Here is a 16,177-nt window from a genome sequence, read left to right on the forward strand (position 1 = left end):
CCACCTAATAAGGTGGCCTATTAAACATCTAATTAATTTAATCTCACAATTAAGTTATACAATGGAATAATAATAAGTCAATAGTTCGCCAATAGTTTTTCTTTCTAATTAACGATAATTAGAAGAGGAACTATGCAATGTCTAAAAATATTTGAGGAAACACTACCAAAAAAACCATACTGCACTGATGACTTTCAGTCAGGTATTTCCCCAAGAATAAAGAATATAGCCGTAAAAAAACTACACATCCAGCCTAATGGACCAACTCATTTGAAATGGATGGCCTTCGATATTGACCTTCCTAATGCTGGTTTGAAATGGGATGAAGCTGGTATGCCACCCCCTAACATAAGCATAATGAATCCAGCGAATGGTCATTGCCATTATCTGTATTTATTAGAAACACCTATTAGAACCGCTATTAATGGAAGCCCCAAAGCAGTCAAATATGCTAGTGCCGTTCAAAACTCATTAAGAGCGAGACTTGAAGCAGACTTTGGATATGCTGGATTGATAGTCAAGAATCCCTTAAATCCTCACTGGATAACCAAAGAATGGCGAAATGAAGGCTATACTTTGGATGAACTATCGGATTATCTAGACCTATCAAGAGAAGCGGGGAACGATAGGCAACCAAATTATGGTTTAGGTCGCAATTCAAACTTATTCGATGATTTGCGGTTATGGTCTTACCGTGAAATTAGAAATGGATACTCTGCTTTCCAGCCGTTCTATGAAAAATGCTTTACTACTGCAATGCAGCTGAATGGTTATCTATCCACACCTATGCAGGTAAACGAGATAAAAACCATTTCAAAAAGCGTTGCTAAATGGACTTTCGCAAATTTCGATATGGCTAAATTCTCAGCAATTCAGGCTGAGCGTGGAGCATTAGGCGGAATGGCAAAAGGAAAGGATAAGAGAGAACTCGGAATACAAATGCTGAAGCACGGCGTATCTCTTACTAAAATTATGGAGGAACTAGTGGTTAGCAGAGCCACAGTATTTAACTGGAAAAGGTCTATTTGAAGATAGTCTAAATAGCCATATCAGATAATAGCCCGATTGGCGACTTAATATTAACGCACCCACCAACTAAGTACTTATCAAAGAAAGTTTCAATGAGTCTCGACATAGTTGAAACACATTCTCAACCAACATATCAGGGTAGACTAACAACACCCTGTCAACAATGTTTTCAGAATTGAGATTCTTCCCGTATGAGACATTAATACACCCCTCAAACAAAGCTAAAACAGCCCCATCGCTACCATTAACGTCCTGCTCTACCATTTCACTAAAGCCGTTGATCAATCTAGCATAGCGAACCATGTCCATTAATTCCATTTCAGGCAACATTTCTGCGACCCTTCGTGCCAAGCCTTCTTTAAAGTCAGTTAAAGCTGTTTGGCTGGACCCTAATTTCATAACATAGTAAGTAAAAGTCCCCATCATTACAGCACTGAACGTCATCGGCAAAATTGGAGTGTCTTTTGCAACTGCGCCCATAAAATCACTATGCTGCATTTGGCTTTCGAGATAAGACTCAGCCGTAAACTTTCCCACCTCTAAACTAAGACTTGCGACTTCACTTCCGAAATCATTCGGCGTCATAATTTTTTTTCTGAACGACGTTCTTTCATCAACTCTAAATGCTTCTAACTTTTCTTTCGGCGTAATCATAGCCGCCTACCCTGCTCAAGATTTTCATTACGAAACAATACACACTTTCGGCTACGATTATACCGCATTTATGCGGCAGTCGTTCTTTTCCATTTTTTATTAGTTAAAGCTGTACCGCTGAACAGCACCTCGAAGGCCAACACCCGGTGTTTGGAATCAAGGAAGAGACAAGCAAAGAGTTCGTGCGGCTCGTGCCGCAGGCGCGCCTTGAGATAGTCACGCACTGCCTGCGGGCTTTCCAGTGCCGAATCACGACGGATGCGCTCTGCCAGATGCCGTCTTGCCATTTCCAACACGGCTTGCAGTTGAGCGAACTTGGCCGGCCCGAGCCCCAGGTACGCGCTGAATTGTTCGCGGTCGCTTTCCAGCAGCGCACGCAGGCTGCCGAACTCATTCAGCAGGTACCGCGCCAGATCCACCGCGCTTTTCCCGGCCACGCCGGTGCGCAAAAAAATCGCCAGCAGCTCCGCATCGGACAGGGCCGATGCGCCTTGCTCCAACAGCTTTTCCCGCGGCCGTTCCGCCGCCGGCCAGTCACGAATGCTCATGCCACCTCCATGTCGAGCGTGCCCCTCGTCCTCTGAGGGCGCTGTGCTATCTTAGCGGCCTTTTATCCACGGCAACCGGTCCTCATCGGAACCAGTTCTCACCCCGTAACAAGGCAGGCCTATGCAGCGGCTTTATCGTAAACGCATCGTCCTGGGCGTCGGCGGCGGCATCGCCGCTTACAAGAGCGCGGAGCTTGTTCGCCGGCTACGCGACCAGGGCGCCGAAGTGCGCGTCGTGATGACCAGCGGCGGCCGTGAATTCATCACGCCGCTAACCCTCCAGGCCCTGTCCGGCCATCCGGTTCACCTCGACCTGCTGGACCCTGCGGCAGAAGCCGCGATGGGCCATATCGAGCTGGCCCGGTGGGCCGACTTGGTACTGGTCGCGCCAGCTACGGCCGATTTGATGGCACGCCTGGCCCAGGGCGTCGCCAACGACCTGTTGACCACGCTCGTACTGGCGACCAATGCACCGGTTGCACTAGCCCCAGCCATGAATCAGGCCATGTGGGCAGATCCCGCCACCCAAGCCAACCGCGCGCTACTTGAGCAACGAGGGATCCGCCTGTTCGGCCCGGCTTCTGGTAGCCAGGCCTGTGGCGATGTGGGTCTTGGCCGTATGCTCGAAGCGGATGACCTGGCTCAGGCCGCTGCTGACTGTTTCGAACGCAGCCTGTTAACCGGAAAGCACCTGTTGATCACCGCAGGTCCGACCCAGGAAAACATTGATCCGGTGCGGTACATCACCAATCACAGTTCCGGGAAGATGGGATTTGCCCTTGCCGAAGCCGCCGCCGAGGCCGGTGCGCGCGTGACCCTGGTCGCCGGGCCGGTGTTCCTGCCTACGCCCGACCGCGTTCAGCGCATCGACGTGGTCAGCGCCCGCGACATGCTCGCTGCGTGTGAAGCAGCGATGCCTTGCGACCTGTTCATTGCCGCTGCAGCCGTTGCCGACTACCGCCCGGAAGTCGTTGCGCCGCATAAACTGAAGAAAGACCCCGCCAAGGGCGACGGCCTGCTGCTGCAGATGGTTCGCAACCCCGACATCCTCGCCACGCTAGCCGGACGGCCGGATCGGCCGTTTAGCGTCGGCTTCGCCGCCGAGACCGAAAACCTGCTGGAGTACGCCACGCGCAAGCTGCGGGACAAAAATCTCGACCTGATCGTGGCCAATGACGTCGCCAACCCGAGCATTGGCTTCAACAGCGAAGAAAACGCCGTCACGGTGATCGACCGCCAGCAGTACGAAACCCGTTTCAGCCAGGCCAGCAAAGGGCACATTGCTCGTCAGCTGATTGCCTTCATCGCCGACCGTTACCATCAGGCCTGACCATGCACAAACTTCAAGCAAAAATTCTCGACCCCCGTCTTGGCACGGATTTCCCGCTGCCCGCGTATGCCACCAGCGGCTCCGCCGGGCTCGACCTGCGCGCCATGCTGCAAGCCGATACGACGCTGGAACCGGGGCAGACACTGTTGATCCCAACCGGCCTGTCCATCCATATCGCCGACCCGAACCTGGCGGCGCTAGTCCTGCCGCGCTCTGGCTTGGGGCACAAGCACGGCATCGTGCTGGGCAACCTGGTCGGGCTGATCGACTCCGATTATCAAGGCGAGTTGATGGTGTCCTGCTGGAACCGCGGCCAGACCAGCTTCAACATCGCCATAGGGGAGCGCATCGCACAGCTGATGCTTGTCCCGGTGATCCAAGCGCAGTTCGAACTGGTGAACGAGTTCGACAGCAGTGAGCGTGGCGCCGGCGGCTTCGGCCATTCTGGCAGTCACTGAGATATTTCTCGCCTTTTTCAGGACGAACCGAGGAGCTCCATGAAACTCTTCAAGCGCACCGCCAAGGACGACGGCGTTCTCAACCCCGCCGACACCGCTCCCTCCCGCCCGCGCCGTAGCGTCGGCCTGAAGACGCTCACACCCGGACTAATCCCGGGGCTGCTGGGGCTCGTGGTCGCTGGCGCGTTGCTCTGGACCGCCCAGCAGAGCAGTCAACAGCAGCAAGCCAGCGAACTCGCCCACGCGTGGGGTCAGAGCCAAGCTTCGGCGATCAATCAGGCGCTCCGCCAACTGGCCGAAGACACGCGCGCTGCCGCCAGCGATCCGCAACTGCTCGAAGCACTGCGTAGCGAGCAGCCGCAGCAGATACGTGCCGTCGAACGTGAGCTCGGCTACCGGGACGGCGTCATCGATGCGCATCTCAGTCTGCGCGGCCAGGCGCGAACGGATGCCAGCCGGCCCGGACCGCTGAATTTTTCCGCACTGGATATGCTGCAGCGCGCCGAGAACGGGCAAACGCCTGCAACCGAAGCGTTCAAGGTCGGCAACCGCTGGTTGCTCTACAGCGCGGCGCCGTTGCGCCTGGCTCCCGAGCAGCCGATTCAGGGCACCCTCCTGTTGGTAACCAGCCTGGAGCGTTTCCTGGCCACCCTGCCGCAGTTGCCGACCGAAGCCGGGCAATTGCGGCTGGTGCAACAATTCAACGGGGCCCCGACACAGCTGTTGGTTCAGCGTGGCGGGGCTGGCCTGGATGGGGCGTCAATAGAGCTGCCAAGCAACAACCCGAACTGGAAGATCAGTTTCTTGCCTGCATCGGAGCTTGGCACTGCGGGCCACTCGCCATTACCGATACTGGGGGCGGCCCTGGCGGCCCTCTGCGGGCTGCTGCTCGGCCTGCAGGCAGTGCTTAGCGCACAGCAAAGGAGGCTCCGTGAAGATGTCTTGCATCTGGGCCAGATGGTTCAGGAACTCTCCAACGGCAAGACCATCAAAACACCGACCTTGAGCCTGCCGGCGCTCGACGCACTGGCCAAGAGTCTGGTCCGACTGCCGCTCCGCACCGCCGGGATGTCATCGACCAAAACCCCGACTGCAGAGCAGCCCGCGGTTCGGCAAGCCCCATCTACCGAATATGTCGACCCTCTTTTCCAGGACACCGACATTCTCGACATCGACATTCTCGACGAGGACCAAGATTGGCTTGGCCTCGATACCAAGGAGCGAGAAAACGCAATGAGCGCCCCTAAAGCCCCGCAACTGCCCGCGAGCATCTTTCGCGCCTACGACATCCGCGGCGTTGTCGGCGACAGCCTGACCACCGAAACCGCTTATTGGATAGGCCGGGCAGTAGGCTCCGAAAGTCTGGCCCAAGGTGAGCCGAACGTGTCGGTCGGCCGCGATGGCCGACTGTCCGGACCTGAATTGGTCCAGCATCTGATCCAAGGATTGGTGGACAGCGGTTGCAGCGTCAGCGACGTCGGCATGGTGCCGACCCCGGTGCTCTACTATGCCGCCAACGTCCTGGCAGGCAAATCCGGCGTGATGCTCACCGGTAGCCACAACCCGCCGGACTACAACGGCTTCAAGATCGTGATCGCGGGCGACACCCTCGCCAACGAGCAGATCCAAGCGCTACGCCAGCGCATCGAAACCGGCAATCTCAGCGAAGGCGTTGGCCAAGCGGAGCAGGTCGACGTGCTGGAGAGTTACTTCAAGCGCATCCGTGACGACATCGCCGTGGCCAAGCCGATGAAGGTGGTGGTGGACTGCGGCAACGGCGTCGCTGGCGTGATCGCGCCGCAACTGATCGAAGCACTGGGCTGCAAGGTCATACCATTGTTCTGCGACGTTGATGGCAACTTCCCCAACCATCACCCCGATCCGGGCAAGCTGGAAAATCTCGAGGACCTGATCGCCAAGGTCAAATCCGAAAATGCCGACCTGGGCCTGGCGTTCGACGGCGACGGCGACCGTGTCGGCGTGGTGACCAATGCGGGAACTGTGGTCTATCCAGACCGTCTGCTCATGCTGTTCGCGAAGGACGTAGTCTCGCGCAACCCAGGCGCCGACATCATTTTCGACGTCAAATGTACCCGACGCCTGACACCGTTGATCAGTGGCTACGGCGGCCGGCCGGTGATGTGGAAGACGGGTCATTCGCTGATCAAGAAAAAAATGAAAGAGACCGGTGCGCTGCTCGCAGGCGAGATGAGTGGCCACATCTTTTTCAAGGAGCGCTGGTACGGCTTCGATGACGGCATCTACAGCGCCGTGCGGCTGCTGGAGATCCTCAGCCAGGACAAGCGCAACGTGGAACAGGTCTTCTCGGCTTTCCCCAACGACATCTCGACACCCGAAATCAATATTCAGGTCACCGAGGAAAGCAAGTTCACCATCATCGAGTCGCTGCATCGCGACGCCCATTGGGGCGACGCCAACATCACCACGCTTGATGGTGTGCGGGTCGATTACCCGAAAGGCTGGGGCCTGGTACGCGCCTCGAATACCACACCGGTGCTGGTGCTGCGTTTCGAAGCCGAAACCGAGGAAGAGCTCAAGCGCATACAGGAAGTCTTCCGCGCGCAGCTTTATACTGTCGCGCCTGAACTCACCCTGCCGTTCTGACTTGCGGAGCCTTGCATGACCCTCAGCCGTGAAGCCGCCACACAATTCGCCCAGGTTCTGTCCGAGGCACTGCCCTATATCCGCCGGTTCGTCGGTAAGACGCTGGTCATCAAATACGGCGGTAATGCGATGGAAAGCGAGGAGCTGAAAACCGGCTTCGCTCGCGACATCGTGCTGATGAAGGCAGTGGGTATCAATCCGGTGGTGGTTCACGGTGGCGGCCCGCAGATTGGCGACCTGCTCAAGCGCCTGAACATCGAAAGCCATTTCATCGATGGCATGCGGGTCACCGACAGCCAGACGATGGACGTGGTGGAGATGGTCCTTGGCGGCCAGGTCAACAAAAGCATCGTGAGCCTGATCAACCAGCACGGCGGCGCGGCCATTGGCCTGACCGGCAAAGATGCCAATCTGATCCGTGCGAAAAAGCTCAAAGCCACACGCCAAACGCCAGAGATGACATCTCCCGAAATCATCGATATCGGCCAGGTTGGCGAGGTCACCGGCGTCAATACCGAGCTGTTGGAAATGCTAGTGCGCGGTAACTTCATCCCGGTCATTGCGCCAATCGGCGTAGGCCCGGACGGCGAGTCCTACAACATCAACGCCGACCTGGTCGCTGGCAAGGTCGCCGAGGCGCTGAAATCGGAAAAGTTGATGCTGCTGACCAATATCGCCGGCCTTATGGACAAGCAAGGCCAGGTGCTGACCGGGCTGACCACCTCACAGGTCGACGAACTGATCGCCGATGGCACCATCTATGGCGGCATGCTGCCGAAGATTCGCTGCGCCCTCGAAGCCGTCCAGGGCGGCGTGCACAGCGCGCATATCATTGACGGCCGTGTACCGAATGCCGTGTTGCTGGAAATCTTTACCGACATCGGCGTCGGCACGCTGATCACCAATCGCAAAACGTCCGCTTCTCACTGATACGGTCATGAAAAAGCCCGGCCTCTTTAATGAGAGCCGGGCTTTTTTTCGCCTTGTTCAAAGCGCTATTCGGACTGACCAAGCAACTCGGCCACTCGCTCACGCTCTCGGCCATAGCTGACTTCTGCCTGTTTACGGGTCTGCCTGTAACGCTCAACGTCCCGTTTCAGGCTGGCCTGCTCTTTTGCCAGGTTGTCGATCTGCACCAGCAGCTGCTCGGGCACCTTCCGTCCGGCGCGCTCATGGTTTGCCGCCTGACTCTGAAGATTCGCCTGCTGTGTCCGCAACGATTGCAGGTTGCCGCGAGTGATACCGATAATGCTGTCGAGCTCAGATAGCCTGCGCGCCTTGGCGCGCTCGACATCAGCAACACTGGCATACAGCCGCAGCAGTTGGGCATCAGTCTCAGCTCGGGCTTTGGCTTCCAGCAGAAGTTGGCGCTCTTGCGCAGTTGGCGCAGGCGGCACTACTTGCGTCACACGGCCTTGGTCGTTGAGCACTTCATAACCGCGGCCAATGAACTGCGGTGGCACACCGTGCCGGTCGAGGACCACAACACCCTTGTCATCGACATACCGATACAGCTCAGCTTGCGCTACCGTCGCGCCCAGTAAACCCAACAGCAACAGCGCGCTGCTCCCTATTCGCATACTTCAGCCTCTTCCGTATTCGGTGCTTGCGGCACTGCCCGTCGAAATGCCTGATTGTTCTTGCCCGAAGGGTCTCAGCTTATACAAACCCCATCACAGTTGTGCAGCAATAAGTACACCAACTGCGAGAATGAACCGCTTGATCATGACTGATTCAAGCGACACGCCGCGGCTCGCAAGGGTTTAGATTGGCAGCTCCCGAACGAAACAACCCGAATAGCGGAGTTCAGAAGAACCGGAGGGCTGCCGGTAGCAGCACGGCTCCGGCAGCCCTCCTATCGCTGAAAGCGTCACAATTCGTCAGTTGCTGACAAAAAGCACAGCCGCTGCCGCAACCATAGTCAGCGGTAAATTATCGCGAGACCTGCACCCGTCGATGAGACGCCAGGCGAGCCGGTCTTAGATGCCATATTGATCCCGGTAGGCCTCGACAGCGGGCAAGTGGCGCTTGAGCTGCTCATCCTGGCCAAGGAACTCCAATACCTGAGCCAGTGAAACGATGCTCACCACGGGCATGCCGTAGTCCTGTTCCACTTCTTGAATGGCGGACAGCTGACCATGCCCCCGCTCCTGCCTATTCAGCGCAATCAGCACACCGGCAGCTTGCGCGCCCTGTGCCCGGATGATCTGCATGACTTCGCGGATCGCGGTTCCGGCAGTGATCACGTCATCGACAATCAGCACGCGACCGCTGAGCGGCGCACCGACCAACGTACCGCCTTCGCCATGGTCCTTCGCTTCCTTGCGGTTGAAGCACCAGGGCAGGTCACGCTGATGGTGTTCGGCCAGCGAGATCGCCGTCGCAGCAGCGAGAGGAATACCCTTATAGGCGGGGCCGAAAATCACGTCGAAATCGATGCCACTGTCGGCGACTGCGGCCGCGTAGAAACGCCCCAACTGAGCCAGCGCCGATCCGCTGTTGAACAACCCGGCATTGAAGAAGTAGGGGCTGGTGCGCCCAGACTTCAGAGTGAACTCACCGAAGCGCAAAACCCCGCGCTCGATGGCGAAGCGAATGAACTCGCGCTGGTACGCCTGCATGAAGGATATTCCCGGAAGACACTGACTTAGCTAATTGCGAAGAGCTTGGGTTATCATACACGCACGTGTTTTTAGGGGCCATTTATGCGGATCATCAGCGTCAACGTGAATGGCATTCAAGCGGCGGCGCAGCGGGGTTTGCTCAGCTGGTTGCAAGCGCAGAATGCCGATGTCATCTGCCTGCAGGATACCCGCGCCTCCCTAGTAGAACTCGACGATCCGGCCTACCAGCTCGACGGCTATTTCCTCTATACCGTTGATGCCGAACTTCCCGAACAAGGCGGTGTTGCGCTGTACTCCAGGCTGCAGCCAAAGGCTGTCATCATGGGTCTTGGGTTCGAAACCGCCGACCGCTACGGCCGTTATCTGCAAGCGGATTTCGACAAGGTCAGCATCGCCACCCTGCTGCTGCCAACCGGTCGCGGCGGGGACGAAGACCTGAACCAAAAATTCAAGTTCATGGACGATTTCGCTCATTATCTTGATAAGCAGCGCCGCAAGCGTCGCGAATACATCTACTGCGGCTCGCTATATGTGGCCCACCAAAAACTGGACGTCAAGAACTGGCGCGATTGCCAGCAGACGACCGGCTTTCTGGCTCCGGAGCGCGCCTGGCTCGATGAGATCTTCGGCAACATGGGCTATATCGATGCCCTACGCGAAGTCACTCGTGAGGGCGATCTGTACAGCTGGTGGCCCGACACCGAACAGGCCCAGATGCTGAACCTGGGCTGGCGATTCGACTATCAGATCCTCACGTCCGGCATGCGCCGCTTTGTCCGCAACGCTCGCCTGCCGCGCCAGCCACGCTTCTCCCAACACGCCCCACTGGTCGTGGATTACGACTGGACGCTGAGCCTCTGAGCTATCCGCTAGAACAGCCCTAAGCGGGCATGTTCTTGCCGTGCCGACCTGAGCTAGACGCTACTTAACAATGCGCCAGCAAAACGGATAGCGATAAGGTTTTCCCTCGTTGGCACGGATGCCGGCGATCACCACCAGCACCAATGCCACCACGCTGATAAGCGCCATTAAGGGAAAGCCGATCAGAACCCAGGCAAGCACCCCGCAAATCATCAGCAGGATGCTAAAGGTGATCTGGAAGTTCAGCGCTTCCTTGCCCTGCTCGTCGACGAAGGGATCCATATCCTTTTTCAGCTGCCAGACGATCAACGGGCCCAGTACATTTCCGATCATTGGCACCAGAAACCAGAAGAACGCCGAGTAATGACAGAACATGGCCCACTGCCGCGCTTGCGGAGAGGGCTGCGGAACCAATTCCTGATCAGACATGACGCTCTCCTCCGGATTAATCAGCCAGCGAGGCAACCTGCAGAGCGAATAGCTCCTGCATACCGGCCTGCGCCAACGCAAGCATGGCATTCAATTCATCGGGTTGGAACGGCGCACCTTCTGCGGTGCCTTGCACTTCAATGAAGCCGCCAGCACTGGTCATCACCACGTTCAGGTCGGTCTCGGCCGCCGAGTCTTCGAGATAATCGAGATCGAGGACCGGTTCGCCCTGGTACATACCTACCGACACAGCCGCGACCATTTGCTTGAGTGGATCGCCGCCCTTCAATCCGCCGCGCTTCTTCAGCAATTTCAGCGCATCGACCAGCGCCACCATCGCCCCGGTGATCGACGCAGTGCGAGTACCGCCATCGGCCTGAATCACATCACAATCGATGTAAATGGTGTTTTCACCCAGCTTGCTCATGTCCAGCGAGGCACGCAACGATCGGCCAATCAGCCGCTGGATTTCCAGCGTACGCCCACCCTGCTTACCCCGACTGGCTTCACGCTGGTTACGCTCGCCGGTCGCTCGCGGCAGCATGCCGTACTCGGCGGTCAACCAGCCCTGCCCCTGCCCTTTGAGGAAGCGCGGCACGCCATTTTCGATACTGGCGGTGCAGATCACCTTGGTGTCGCCGAACTCCACCAAAACCGAGCCCTCGGCGTGCTTGGTGTAATTGCGAGTAATGCGGATCGATCGCAGCTGATCGGCCGCGCGGCCACTGGGACGCTTCATGAGGCTTATCCTGGTCTGAGTGAATTGAAGGCCATTATAGGGGCCTGACCTACGCTAAGGGCCACCGTCGAGGCATTCCGATCAGTAGTCGGCCATGCCAATCGTGCACCTGCTACGCCAAGCGACTCAGCTACAGAAGAGGACGCACCGGCGTCACTCGCTGCATTTTCCTTTACAATCCTTCGCCTTTCGTCATCGCACCGAGAGGTTTCCCCATGATTCACAGCATGACCGCTTTCGCCCGTGCCGAGCAGGCCGGCGAGCACGGCACCCTCATCTGGGAGATCCGCTCGGTCAACCATCGCTACCTTGAACCGCACCTGCGGTTACCCGAGGCTTTCCGCGATCTTGAAGGCGCGGTCAGGGAGGCGCTGCGCAAGGGGCTGTCGCGCGGCAAGGTCGAGTGCACCCTGCGCTTCGCTGAAGAGACCGCTGGACGATCGATGCAAGTCGACCCGGAGCGGGCTCGCCAGCTGATCAGCGCGGCTGAAAAGGTTGCGGCATTGATCAAGCAGCCCGCACCGCTCAACCCCCTGGAGATCCTCGCCTGGCCAGGCGTGCTGGTCGGCGACTCGACGGACCCGCAAGCACTCAACAACGCCGCACTGCAGTTGTTTCATCAGGCCTTGGAACAGATGAAGGCTGGCCGTCTACGCGAAGGCGAAGAGCTTGCCCATCTGATCAACGAACGCCTTGATGCGATCGGCACGGAAACCGCCACGCTTCGCAGCCAGGTGCCGCAGATGCTCGCGGCACAGCGCCAGAAACTCATCGACCGCTGCGCTGAGATGCGCGTCGAACTGGACCCTCAGCGCCTCGAGCAGGAGCTGGTAATGCTGGCGCAGAAGAGCGATGTCGCCGAAGAGCTCGATCGTCTTGGCACCCACGTCACCGAGGTGCGCCGGGTGTTGAAGTCCGGCGGAGCGGCCGGGCGGCGCCTGGACTTTCTCATGCAGGAACTCAACCGCGAGGCCAACACGCTCGGCTCCAAGGCGTTCGACACGCGCAGTACCCAGGCGGCGGTCAATCTCAAGGTGCTGATCGAACAGATGCGCGAGCAGGTCCAGAACATCGAATAGCAACTAAGCTTGGCCTGACTTGCGGGCCAATCCGCCAGATCCCAAGACAGCAATCCGCTAAGAGAATTACATGGCAGCCTCCACCGGTACGCTCTACATCGTTTCCGCGCCTTCCGGGGCCGGCAAGACCAGCTTGGTCAAGGCCCTGCTCGATGCGCAACCGCAGGTTCGGGTTTCGGTTTCACACACGACCCGGCCGATGCGTCCGGGCGAGGTGGATGGCGTGAACTACCACTTCGTCAGCCGTGAGGAGTTTCTGCAGCGCCTGGAGCATGACGAATTCCTCGAACACGCCGAGGTCTTCGGCAACCTGTACGGCACTTCGCAGCGCTGGCTTGAGCAGACCCTGAACGAAGGCTTCGATCTAATCCTCGAGATCGACTGGCAGGGCGCACAGCAGGTTCGCCGCTTGATGCCGCAGGCCAAGTCGATCTTCATTCTGCCGCCAACTCAGGAAGCCCTGCGCCAGCGACTGACCAACCGCGGCCAGGACAGTGATGATGTGATCGAAACACGCATGCGTGAAGCGGTCAGCGAAATGACCCATTACGTCGAATACGATTATCTGGTGATCAACGACGACTTCGCCCACGCGTTGATTGACCTGCAGGCAATCTTCCGTGCTAACCAGCTGTTGCAGGCCGCTCAGCAACAGCGCTTCGAAGGGTTGCTCGGGCAATTGCTGGCCTGAAACAGCTGCGAAGCCGCACTCAATGGACGGGACGGCTGGCACCGAAACGCAGGAAAACTTCTCCGCGTCTGCTTAAGGTTGGTAGCCTGGAGCTGCTTTCCTGTTTTACCGCTTCCCTATTGGCTGGTGATTTTTTAGACTATCCCGTCCGCTCGCCCATTCGGGCACGCTTTACCGTTATTGATGAGGAACACCATGGCCCGCGTTACCGTTGAAGACTGCCTGGACAACGTAGATAACCGCTTCGAGCTGGTCATGCTCGCTACCAAGCGCTCGCGCCAACTGGCCACCGGTGGGAAAGAGCCGAAGGTAGCTTGGGAAAATGACAAGCCGACCGTCGTGGCCCTGCGTGAAATCGCCTCAGGCCTGGTGGATTACGATGTAATCGCTCAGGACGAAATTGTCGATGACGAGCCACTGTTCGTTCAGTACGAGGAAGAGCCCAACGAGGCCCTCTGATTAAATGCCAGGTCGAAGTCGAACCGCAGCCATAGCGCCCCATCGGCAAGGAGCAATCCCTTGCCAGCCATAGACGCTCTTGCTGATCGCCTGTCGACCTATCTCGACGCTGACCAAGTCAATCTGGTCCGTCGTGCCTATTTCTACGCCGAGCAGGCCCATGACGGCCAGCGTCGGCGCAGCGGTGAAGCCTACGTCACCCACCCCCTCGCGGTAGCCAACATCCTCGCTGATATGCACATGGACCATCAGAGCCTGATGGCCGCCATGCTGCATGACGTCATCGAGGACACCGGTATCGCCAAGGAGGCGCTCACCGCGCAATTTGGCGAAACTGTTGCCGAGTTGGTGGACGGGGTCAGCAAACTGACCCAGATGAAGTTCGAGACAAAGGCCGAAGCCCAAGCCGAGAACTTTCAGAAGATGGCCATGGCCATGGCGCGCGATATTCGCGTGATCCTGGTCAAGCTCGCCGACCGCTTGCACAACATGCGCACACTTGAGGTACTGGCCGGCGAGAAACGTCGCCGTATCGCCAAGGAAACCCTGGAAATCTATGCGCCGATCGCCAACAGGCTTGGCATGCATGCCATGCGCATCGAGTTCGAGGATCTGGGCTTCAAAGCCATGCATCCGATGCGCTCGGAGCGTATCCGCGCTGCCGTTCGCCGCGCACGTGGCAACCGCAATGAAATCGTCGACAAGATTGAGCAGTCACTCGTCCACTGCCTGGAACGTGACGACCTGCAAGGTGAAGTAGTCGGACGAGAAAAACACCTCTATAGCATCTACAAAAAGATGCGCGGCAAGCGAAAGGCGTTCAACGAGATCATGGACGTCTACGCGTTCCGGATCGTCGTCGACAAAGTCGATACCTGCTATCGCGTACTCGGCGCGGTACACAGTCTCTACAAGCCCCTGCCCGGCCGCTTCAAGGATTACATCGCAATCCCCAAGGCCAACGGCTACCAGTCTTTGCATACGACGCTGTTCGGCATGCACGGGGTGCCCATCGAGATCCAGATCCGCACCCGCGAGATGGAAGAGATGGCTAACAACGGCATCGCGGCGCACTGGCTGTACAAGTCAAACGGGGAAGAAACCGCGAAAGGCACCCACGCCCGCGCACGGCAGTGGGTCAAAGGCGTGCTGGAACTGCAGGAACGCGCCGGTAATTCCCTTGAGTTCATCGAAAGCGTGAAGATCGACCTGTTCCCGGACGAGGTCTATGTCTTCACGCCCAAGGGCAGCATCATGGAGCTGCCGAAGGGATCCACGGCGGTGGACTTCGCCTATGCGGTGCACACCGACGTCGGCAACACTTGCATTGCCTGCCGCGTCAATAGGCGCCTGGCGCCGCTATCGCAGGCCCTTGAAAGTGGCTGCACCGTTGAGATCGTGACCGCGCCGGGCGCTCGCCCCAACCCGGCCTGGCTGAACTTTGTCGTCACCGGCAAGGCGCGTACGCATATCCGCCATGCACTGAAGCTGCAGCGTCGCTCGGAGTCGATCAACCTCGGCGAGCGTCTGCTGAACAAGGTGCTCGCCGGTTTTGAAACAAGTCTGGACAGGGTTTCGCCAGAGCGTATCCAGGCGGTGCTCAACGAGTACCACATGGAGGTCATTGAAGACCTTCTCGAGGATATCGGGCTGGGCAATCGCATGGCCTACGTCATTGCCCGACGACTGCTGGCCAGCGAAGGCGAGCAGCCACAAAGCGCTGAAGGGCCACTGGCGATTCGTGGCACCGAAGGCCTGGTGCTCAACTACGCCAAGTGTTGCACGCCGATTCCTGGCGACCCCATCGTCGGCCACCTGTCCGCGGGCAAGGGTATGGTGGTGCACCTCGACACCTGCCGGAACATCGCGGACGTGCGGCACAACCCGGATAAATGTATCCAGCTGTCCTGGTCCAAGGATGTCACTGGCGAGTTTAACGTCGAGCTACGCGTTGAGTTGGAGCACCAGCGCGGCCTCATCGCCCTATTGGCTGGCAGCGTCAATGCGGCGGACGGCAACATCGAAAAGATCGGCATGGACGAGCGCGACGGCCGCATTAGCGTCGTTCAGCTGGTGGTCAGTGTGCACGACCGCGTACACCTGGCGCGTGTGATCAAGAAGCTTCGTGCGATCAAGGGTGTCATGCGCATCACGCGCATGAAAGCCTAGGTCCACACGGCAACGCACCGGGGCTTTTGCCCGCTCGCTGCAGCCCGTATCCTCTGGGGCCGCACTCTTCTATCGGAGCACCCCATGAGCAAGACCGTGATCCACAGCGACAACGCACCCGCCGCCATTGGCACCTATTCCCAAGCAATCAAGGCTGGCAATACCGTCTACCTGTCCGGTCAGATTCCGTTGGACCCGAAGACCATGGAACTGGTGGAAGGCTTCGAAGCACAGACCGTGCAGGTCTTCGAAAACCTCAAGGCTGTCGCCGAAGCTGCTGGCGGTTCGCTCAAGGACATCGTCAAGCTGAACATCTTTCTCACCGACCTCGGCAACTTTGCCACCGTCAACGAGGTCATGAGCCGCTATTTCCAGCAGCCCTACCCCGCCCGTGCAGCCATTGGCATCGCCGCGCTACCCAAGGCTGCACAAGTTGAAATGGACGCCATCATGGTGCTCGAGTGATACCCAGCTAGCCAATC

At 58.0% G+C, this 16,177-nt stretch carries 16 protein-coding genes and 1 pseudogene; 11 read left to right on the forward strand and 6 right to left on the reverse strand.

What is annotated here, in order from left to right:
- Window positions 1-132 precede the first annotated feature (132 nt).
- Window positions 133-1,029 (forward strand): replication initiation protein, encoded by an 897-nt coding sequence (locus tag ACQKIK_RS20960; protein WP_499137336.1) that lies wholly within the window; start codon window positions 133-135, stop codon window positions 1,027-1,029.
- Between the two features lie 66 nt (window positions 1,030-1,095).
- Here the strand turns inward: ACQKIK_RS20960 and ACQKIK_RS20965 are convergent, their stop codons facing one another.
- On the reverse strand, window positions 1,096-1,683 hold the full coding sequence (locus ACQKIK_RS20965) for a hypothetical protein (RefSeq protein WP_499137337.1): 588 nt from the start codon (window positions 1,681-1,683) through the stop codon (window positions 1,096-1,098).
- 110 nt (window positions 1,684-1,793) lie between these two features.
- Window positions 1,794-2,231, reverse strand: a pseudogene (gene radC, locus ACQKIK_RS20970) (RadC family protein); the annotation flags it as partial.
- A gap of 121 nt (window positions 2,232-2,352) precedes the next feature.
- Here radC and coaBC point away from each other — a divergent pair.
- The 4 genes from coaBC (at window position 2,353) to argB (ending at window position 7,574) form a co-directional block, all read left to right on the forward strand.
- A complete protein-coding gene (gene coaBC / locus ACQKIK_RS20975; protein ID WP_046162970.1) occupies window positions 2,353-3,561 on the forward strand; it encodes a bifunctional phosphopantothenoylcysteine decarboxylase/phosphopantothenate--cysteine ligase CoaBC in 1,209 nt (402 codons plus the stop codon).
- A gap of 2 nt (window positions 3,562-3,563) precedes the next feature.
- Window positions 3,564-4,019 carry a dUTP diphosphatase gene (dut, locus tag ACQKIK_RS20980; RefSeq protein ID WP_128120220.1) on the forward strand — a complete coding sequence of 152 codons (456 nt, stop codon included), beginning with the start codon at window positions 3,564-3,566 and terminating at the stop codon, window positions 4,017-4,019.
- A 1,233-nt stretch (window positions 4,020-5,252) separates the two neighbouring features.
- Entirely contained in the window at window positions 5,253-6,644 is a 1,392-nt protein-coding gene (gene algC, locus ACQKIK_RS20985; protein ID WP_499137402.1) for a phosphomannomutase/phosphoglucomutase, read from the forward strand.
- 15 nt (window positions 6,645-6,659) lie between these two features.
- Window positions 6,660-7,574 carry an acetylglutamate kinase gene (gene argB / locus ACQKIK_RS20990; RefSeq protein ID WP_045431120.1) on the forward strand — a complete coding sequence of 305 codons (915 nt, stop codon included), beginning with the start codon at window positions 6,660-6,662 and terminating at the stop codon, window positions 7,572-7,574.
- A gap of 65 nt (window positions 7,575-7,639) precedes the next feature.
- On the opposite strand, the gene ACQKIK_RS20995 is transcribed toward argB, so the two are convergent.
- Window positions 7,640-8,224, reverse strand: coding sequence for a DUF4124 domain-containing protein (locus ACQKIK_RS20995; RefSeq protein ID WP_177327087.1), 585 nt, complete (start codon window positions 8,222-8,224; stop codon window positions 7,640-7,642).
- 399 nt (window positions 8,225-8,623) lie between these two features.
- A complete protein-coding gene (gene pyrE / locus ACQKIK_RS21000; RefSeq protein WP_499137338.1) occupies window positions 8,624-9,265 on the reverse strand; it encodes an orotate phosphoribosyltransferase in 642 nt (213 codons plus the stop codon).
- Between the two features lie 84 nt (window positions 9,266-9,349).
- Here pyrE and crc point away from each other — a divergent pair, with 84 nt between their 5' ends.
- Window positions 9,350-10,129, forward strand: coding sequence for a catabolite repression control protein Crc (gene crc / locus ACQKIK_RS21005; protein ID WP_499137339.1), 780 nt, complete (start codon window positions 9,350-9,352; stop codon window positions 10,127-10,129).
- 60 nt (window positions 10,130-10,189) lie between these two features.
- Here the strand turns inward: crc and ACQKIK_RS21010 are convergent, their stop codons facing one another.
- Together ACQKIK_RS21010 and rph are read right to left on the reverse strand one after the other, a co-directional pair.
- Complete coding sequence (locus ACQKIK_RS21010) at window positions 10,190-10,558, reverse strand: DUF4870 domain-containing protein (protein WP_046162974.1); 369 nt, start codon at window positions 10,556-10,558, stop codon at window positions 10,190-10,192.
- Window positions 10,559-10,574: 16 nt separating this feature from the next.
- The gene (gene rph / locus ACQKIK_RS21015) at window positions 10,575-11,297 is read right to left on the reverse strand and encodes a ribonuclease PH (protein WP_045431128.1); all 723 of its coding nucleotides are present in this window, start codon (window positions 11,295-11,297) and stop codon (window positions 10,575-10,577) included.
- Window positions 11,298-11,512: 215 nt separating this feature from the next.
- On the opposite strand from rph, the gene ACQKIK_RS21020 reads away from it, so the two are divergent.
- The 5 genes from ACQKIK_RS21020 (at window position 11,513) to ACQKIK_RS21040 (ending at window position 16,160) form a co-directional block, all read left to right on the forward strand.
- Window positions 11,513-12,376 (forward strand): YicC/YloC family endoribonuclease, encoded by an 864-nt coding sequence (locus ACQKIK_RS21020; RefSeq protein ID WP_499137340.1) that lies wholly within the window; start codon window positions 11,513-11,515, stop codon window positions 12,374-12,376.
- Window positions 12,377-12,446: 70 nt separating this feature from the next.
- Window positions 12,447-13,067: a guanylate kinase gene (gmk, locus tag ACQKIK_RS21025; protein ID WP_045431134.1), complete on the forward strand. Its 621-nt coding sequence runs from the start codon at window positions 12,447-12,449 to the stop codon at window positions 13,065-13,067.
- 195 nt (window positions 13,068-13,262) lie between these two features.
- On the forward strand, window positions 13,263-13,526 hold the full coding sequence (gene rpoZ, locus ACQKIK_RS21030; protein ID WP_045431137.1) for a DNA-directed RNA polymerase subunit omega: 264 nt from the start codon (window positions 13,263-13,265) through the stop codon (window positions 13,524-13,526).
- Between the two features lie 60 nt (window positions 13,527-13,586).
- Entirely contained in the window at window positions 13,587-15,695 is a 2,109-nt protein-coding gene (gene spoT, locus ACQKIK_RS21035) for a bifunctional GTP diphosphokinase/guanosine-3',5'-bis pyrophosphate 3'-pyrophosphohydrolase (RefSeq protein ID WP_499137341.1), read from the forward strand.
- Between the two features lie 84 nt (window positions 15,696-15,779).
- On the forward strand, window positions 15,780-16,160 hold the full coding sequence (locus ACQKIK_RS21040) for a RidA family protein (protein WP_499137342.1): 381 nt from the start codon (window positions 15,780-15,782) through the stop codon (window positions 16,158-16,160).
- Window positions 16,161-16,177 lie beyond the last annotated feature (17 nt).

The sequence above is a fragment of the Pseudomonas sp. NPDC047961 genome (assembly GCF_050272435.1).
In the GTDB taxonomy this organism is placed as follows: Bacteria; Pseudomonadota; Gammaproteobacteria; order Pseudomonadales; family Pseudomonadaceae; genus Stutzerimonas.

What these genes read in the sequence shown, in the direction of transcription:
- ACQKIK_RS20960 (WP_499137336.1), top strand. Translation starts at nt 133, where the DNA reads ATGCAATGTCTAAAAATATTTGAGGAAACACTACCAAAAAAACCATAC.
- ACQKIK_RS20965 (WP_499137337.1), bottom strand. Translation starts at nt 1,683, where the DNA reads ATGATTACGCCGAAAGAAAAGTTAGAAGCATTTAGAGTTGATGAAAGA.
- coaBC (WP_046162970.1), top strand. Translation starts at nt 2,353, where the DNA reads ATGCAGCGGCTTTATCGTAAACGCATCGTCCTGGGCGTCGGCGGCGGC.
- dut (WP_128120220.1), top strand. Translation starts at nt 3,564, where the DNA reads ATGCACAAACTTCAAGCAAAAATTCTCGACCCCCGTCTTGGCACGGAT.
- algC (WP_499137402.1), top strand. Translation starts at nt 5,253, where the DNA reads ATGAGCGCCCCTAAAGCCCCGCAACTGCCCGCGAGCATCTTTCGCGCC.
- argB (WP_045431120.1), top strand. Translation starts at nt 6,660, where the DNA reads ATGACCCTCAGCCGTGAAGCCGCCACACAATTCGCCCAGGTTCTGTCC.
- ACQKIK_RS20995 (WP_177327087.1), bottom strand. Translation starts at nt 8,224, where the DNA reads ATGCGAATAGGGAGCAGCGCGCTGTTGCTGTTGGGTTTACTGGGCGCG.
- pyrE (WP_499137338.1), bottom strand. Translation starts at nt 9,265, where the DNA reads ATGCAGGCGTACCAGCGCGAGTTCATTCGCTTCGCCATCGAGCGCGGG.
- crc (WP_499137339.1), top strand. Translation starts at nt 9,350, where the DNA reads ATGCGGATCATCAGCGTCAACGTGAATGGCATTCAAGCGGCGGCGCAG.
- ACQKIK_RS21010 (WP_046162974.1), bottom strand. Translation starts at nt 10,558, where the DNA reads ATGTCTGATCAGGAATTGGTTCCGCAGCCCTCTCCGCAAGCGCGGCAG.
- rph (WP_045431128.1), bottom strand. Translation starts at nt 11,297, where the DNA reads ATGAAGCGTCCCAGTGGCCGCGCGGCCGATCAGCTGCGATCGATCCGC.
- ACQKIK_RS21020 (WP_499137340.1), top strand. Translation starts at nt 11,513, where the DNA reads ATGATTCACAGCATGACCGCTTTCGCCCGTGCCGAGCAGGCCGGCGAG.
- gmk (WP_045431134.1), top strand. Translation starts at nt 12,447, where the DNA reads ATGGCAGCCTCCACCGGTACGCTCTACATCGTTTCCGCGCCTTCCGGG.
- rpoZ (WP_045431137.1), top strand. Translation starts at nt 13,263, where the DNA reads ATGGCCCGCGTTACCGTTGAAGACTGCCTGGACAACGTAGATAACCGC.
- ACQKIK_RS21040 (WP_499137342.1), top strand. Translation starts at nt 15,780, where the DNA reads ATGAGCAAGACCGTGATCCACAGCGACAACGCACCCGCCGCCATTGGC.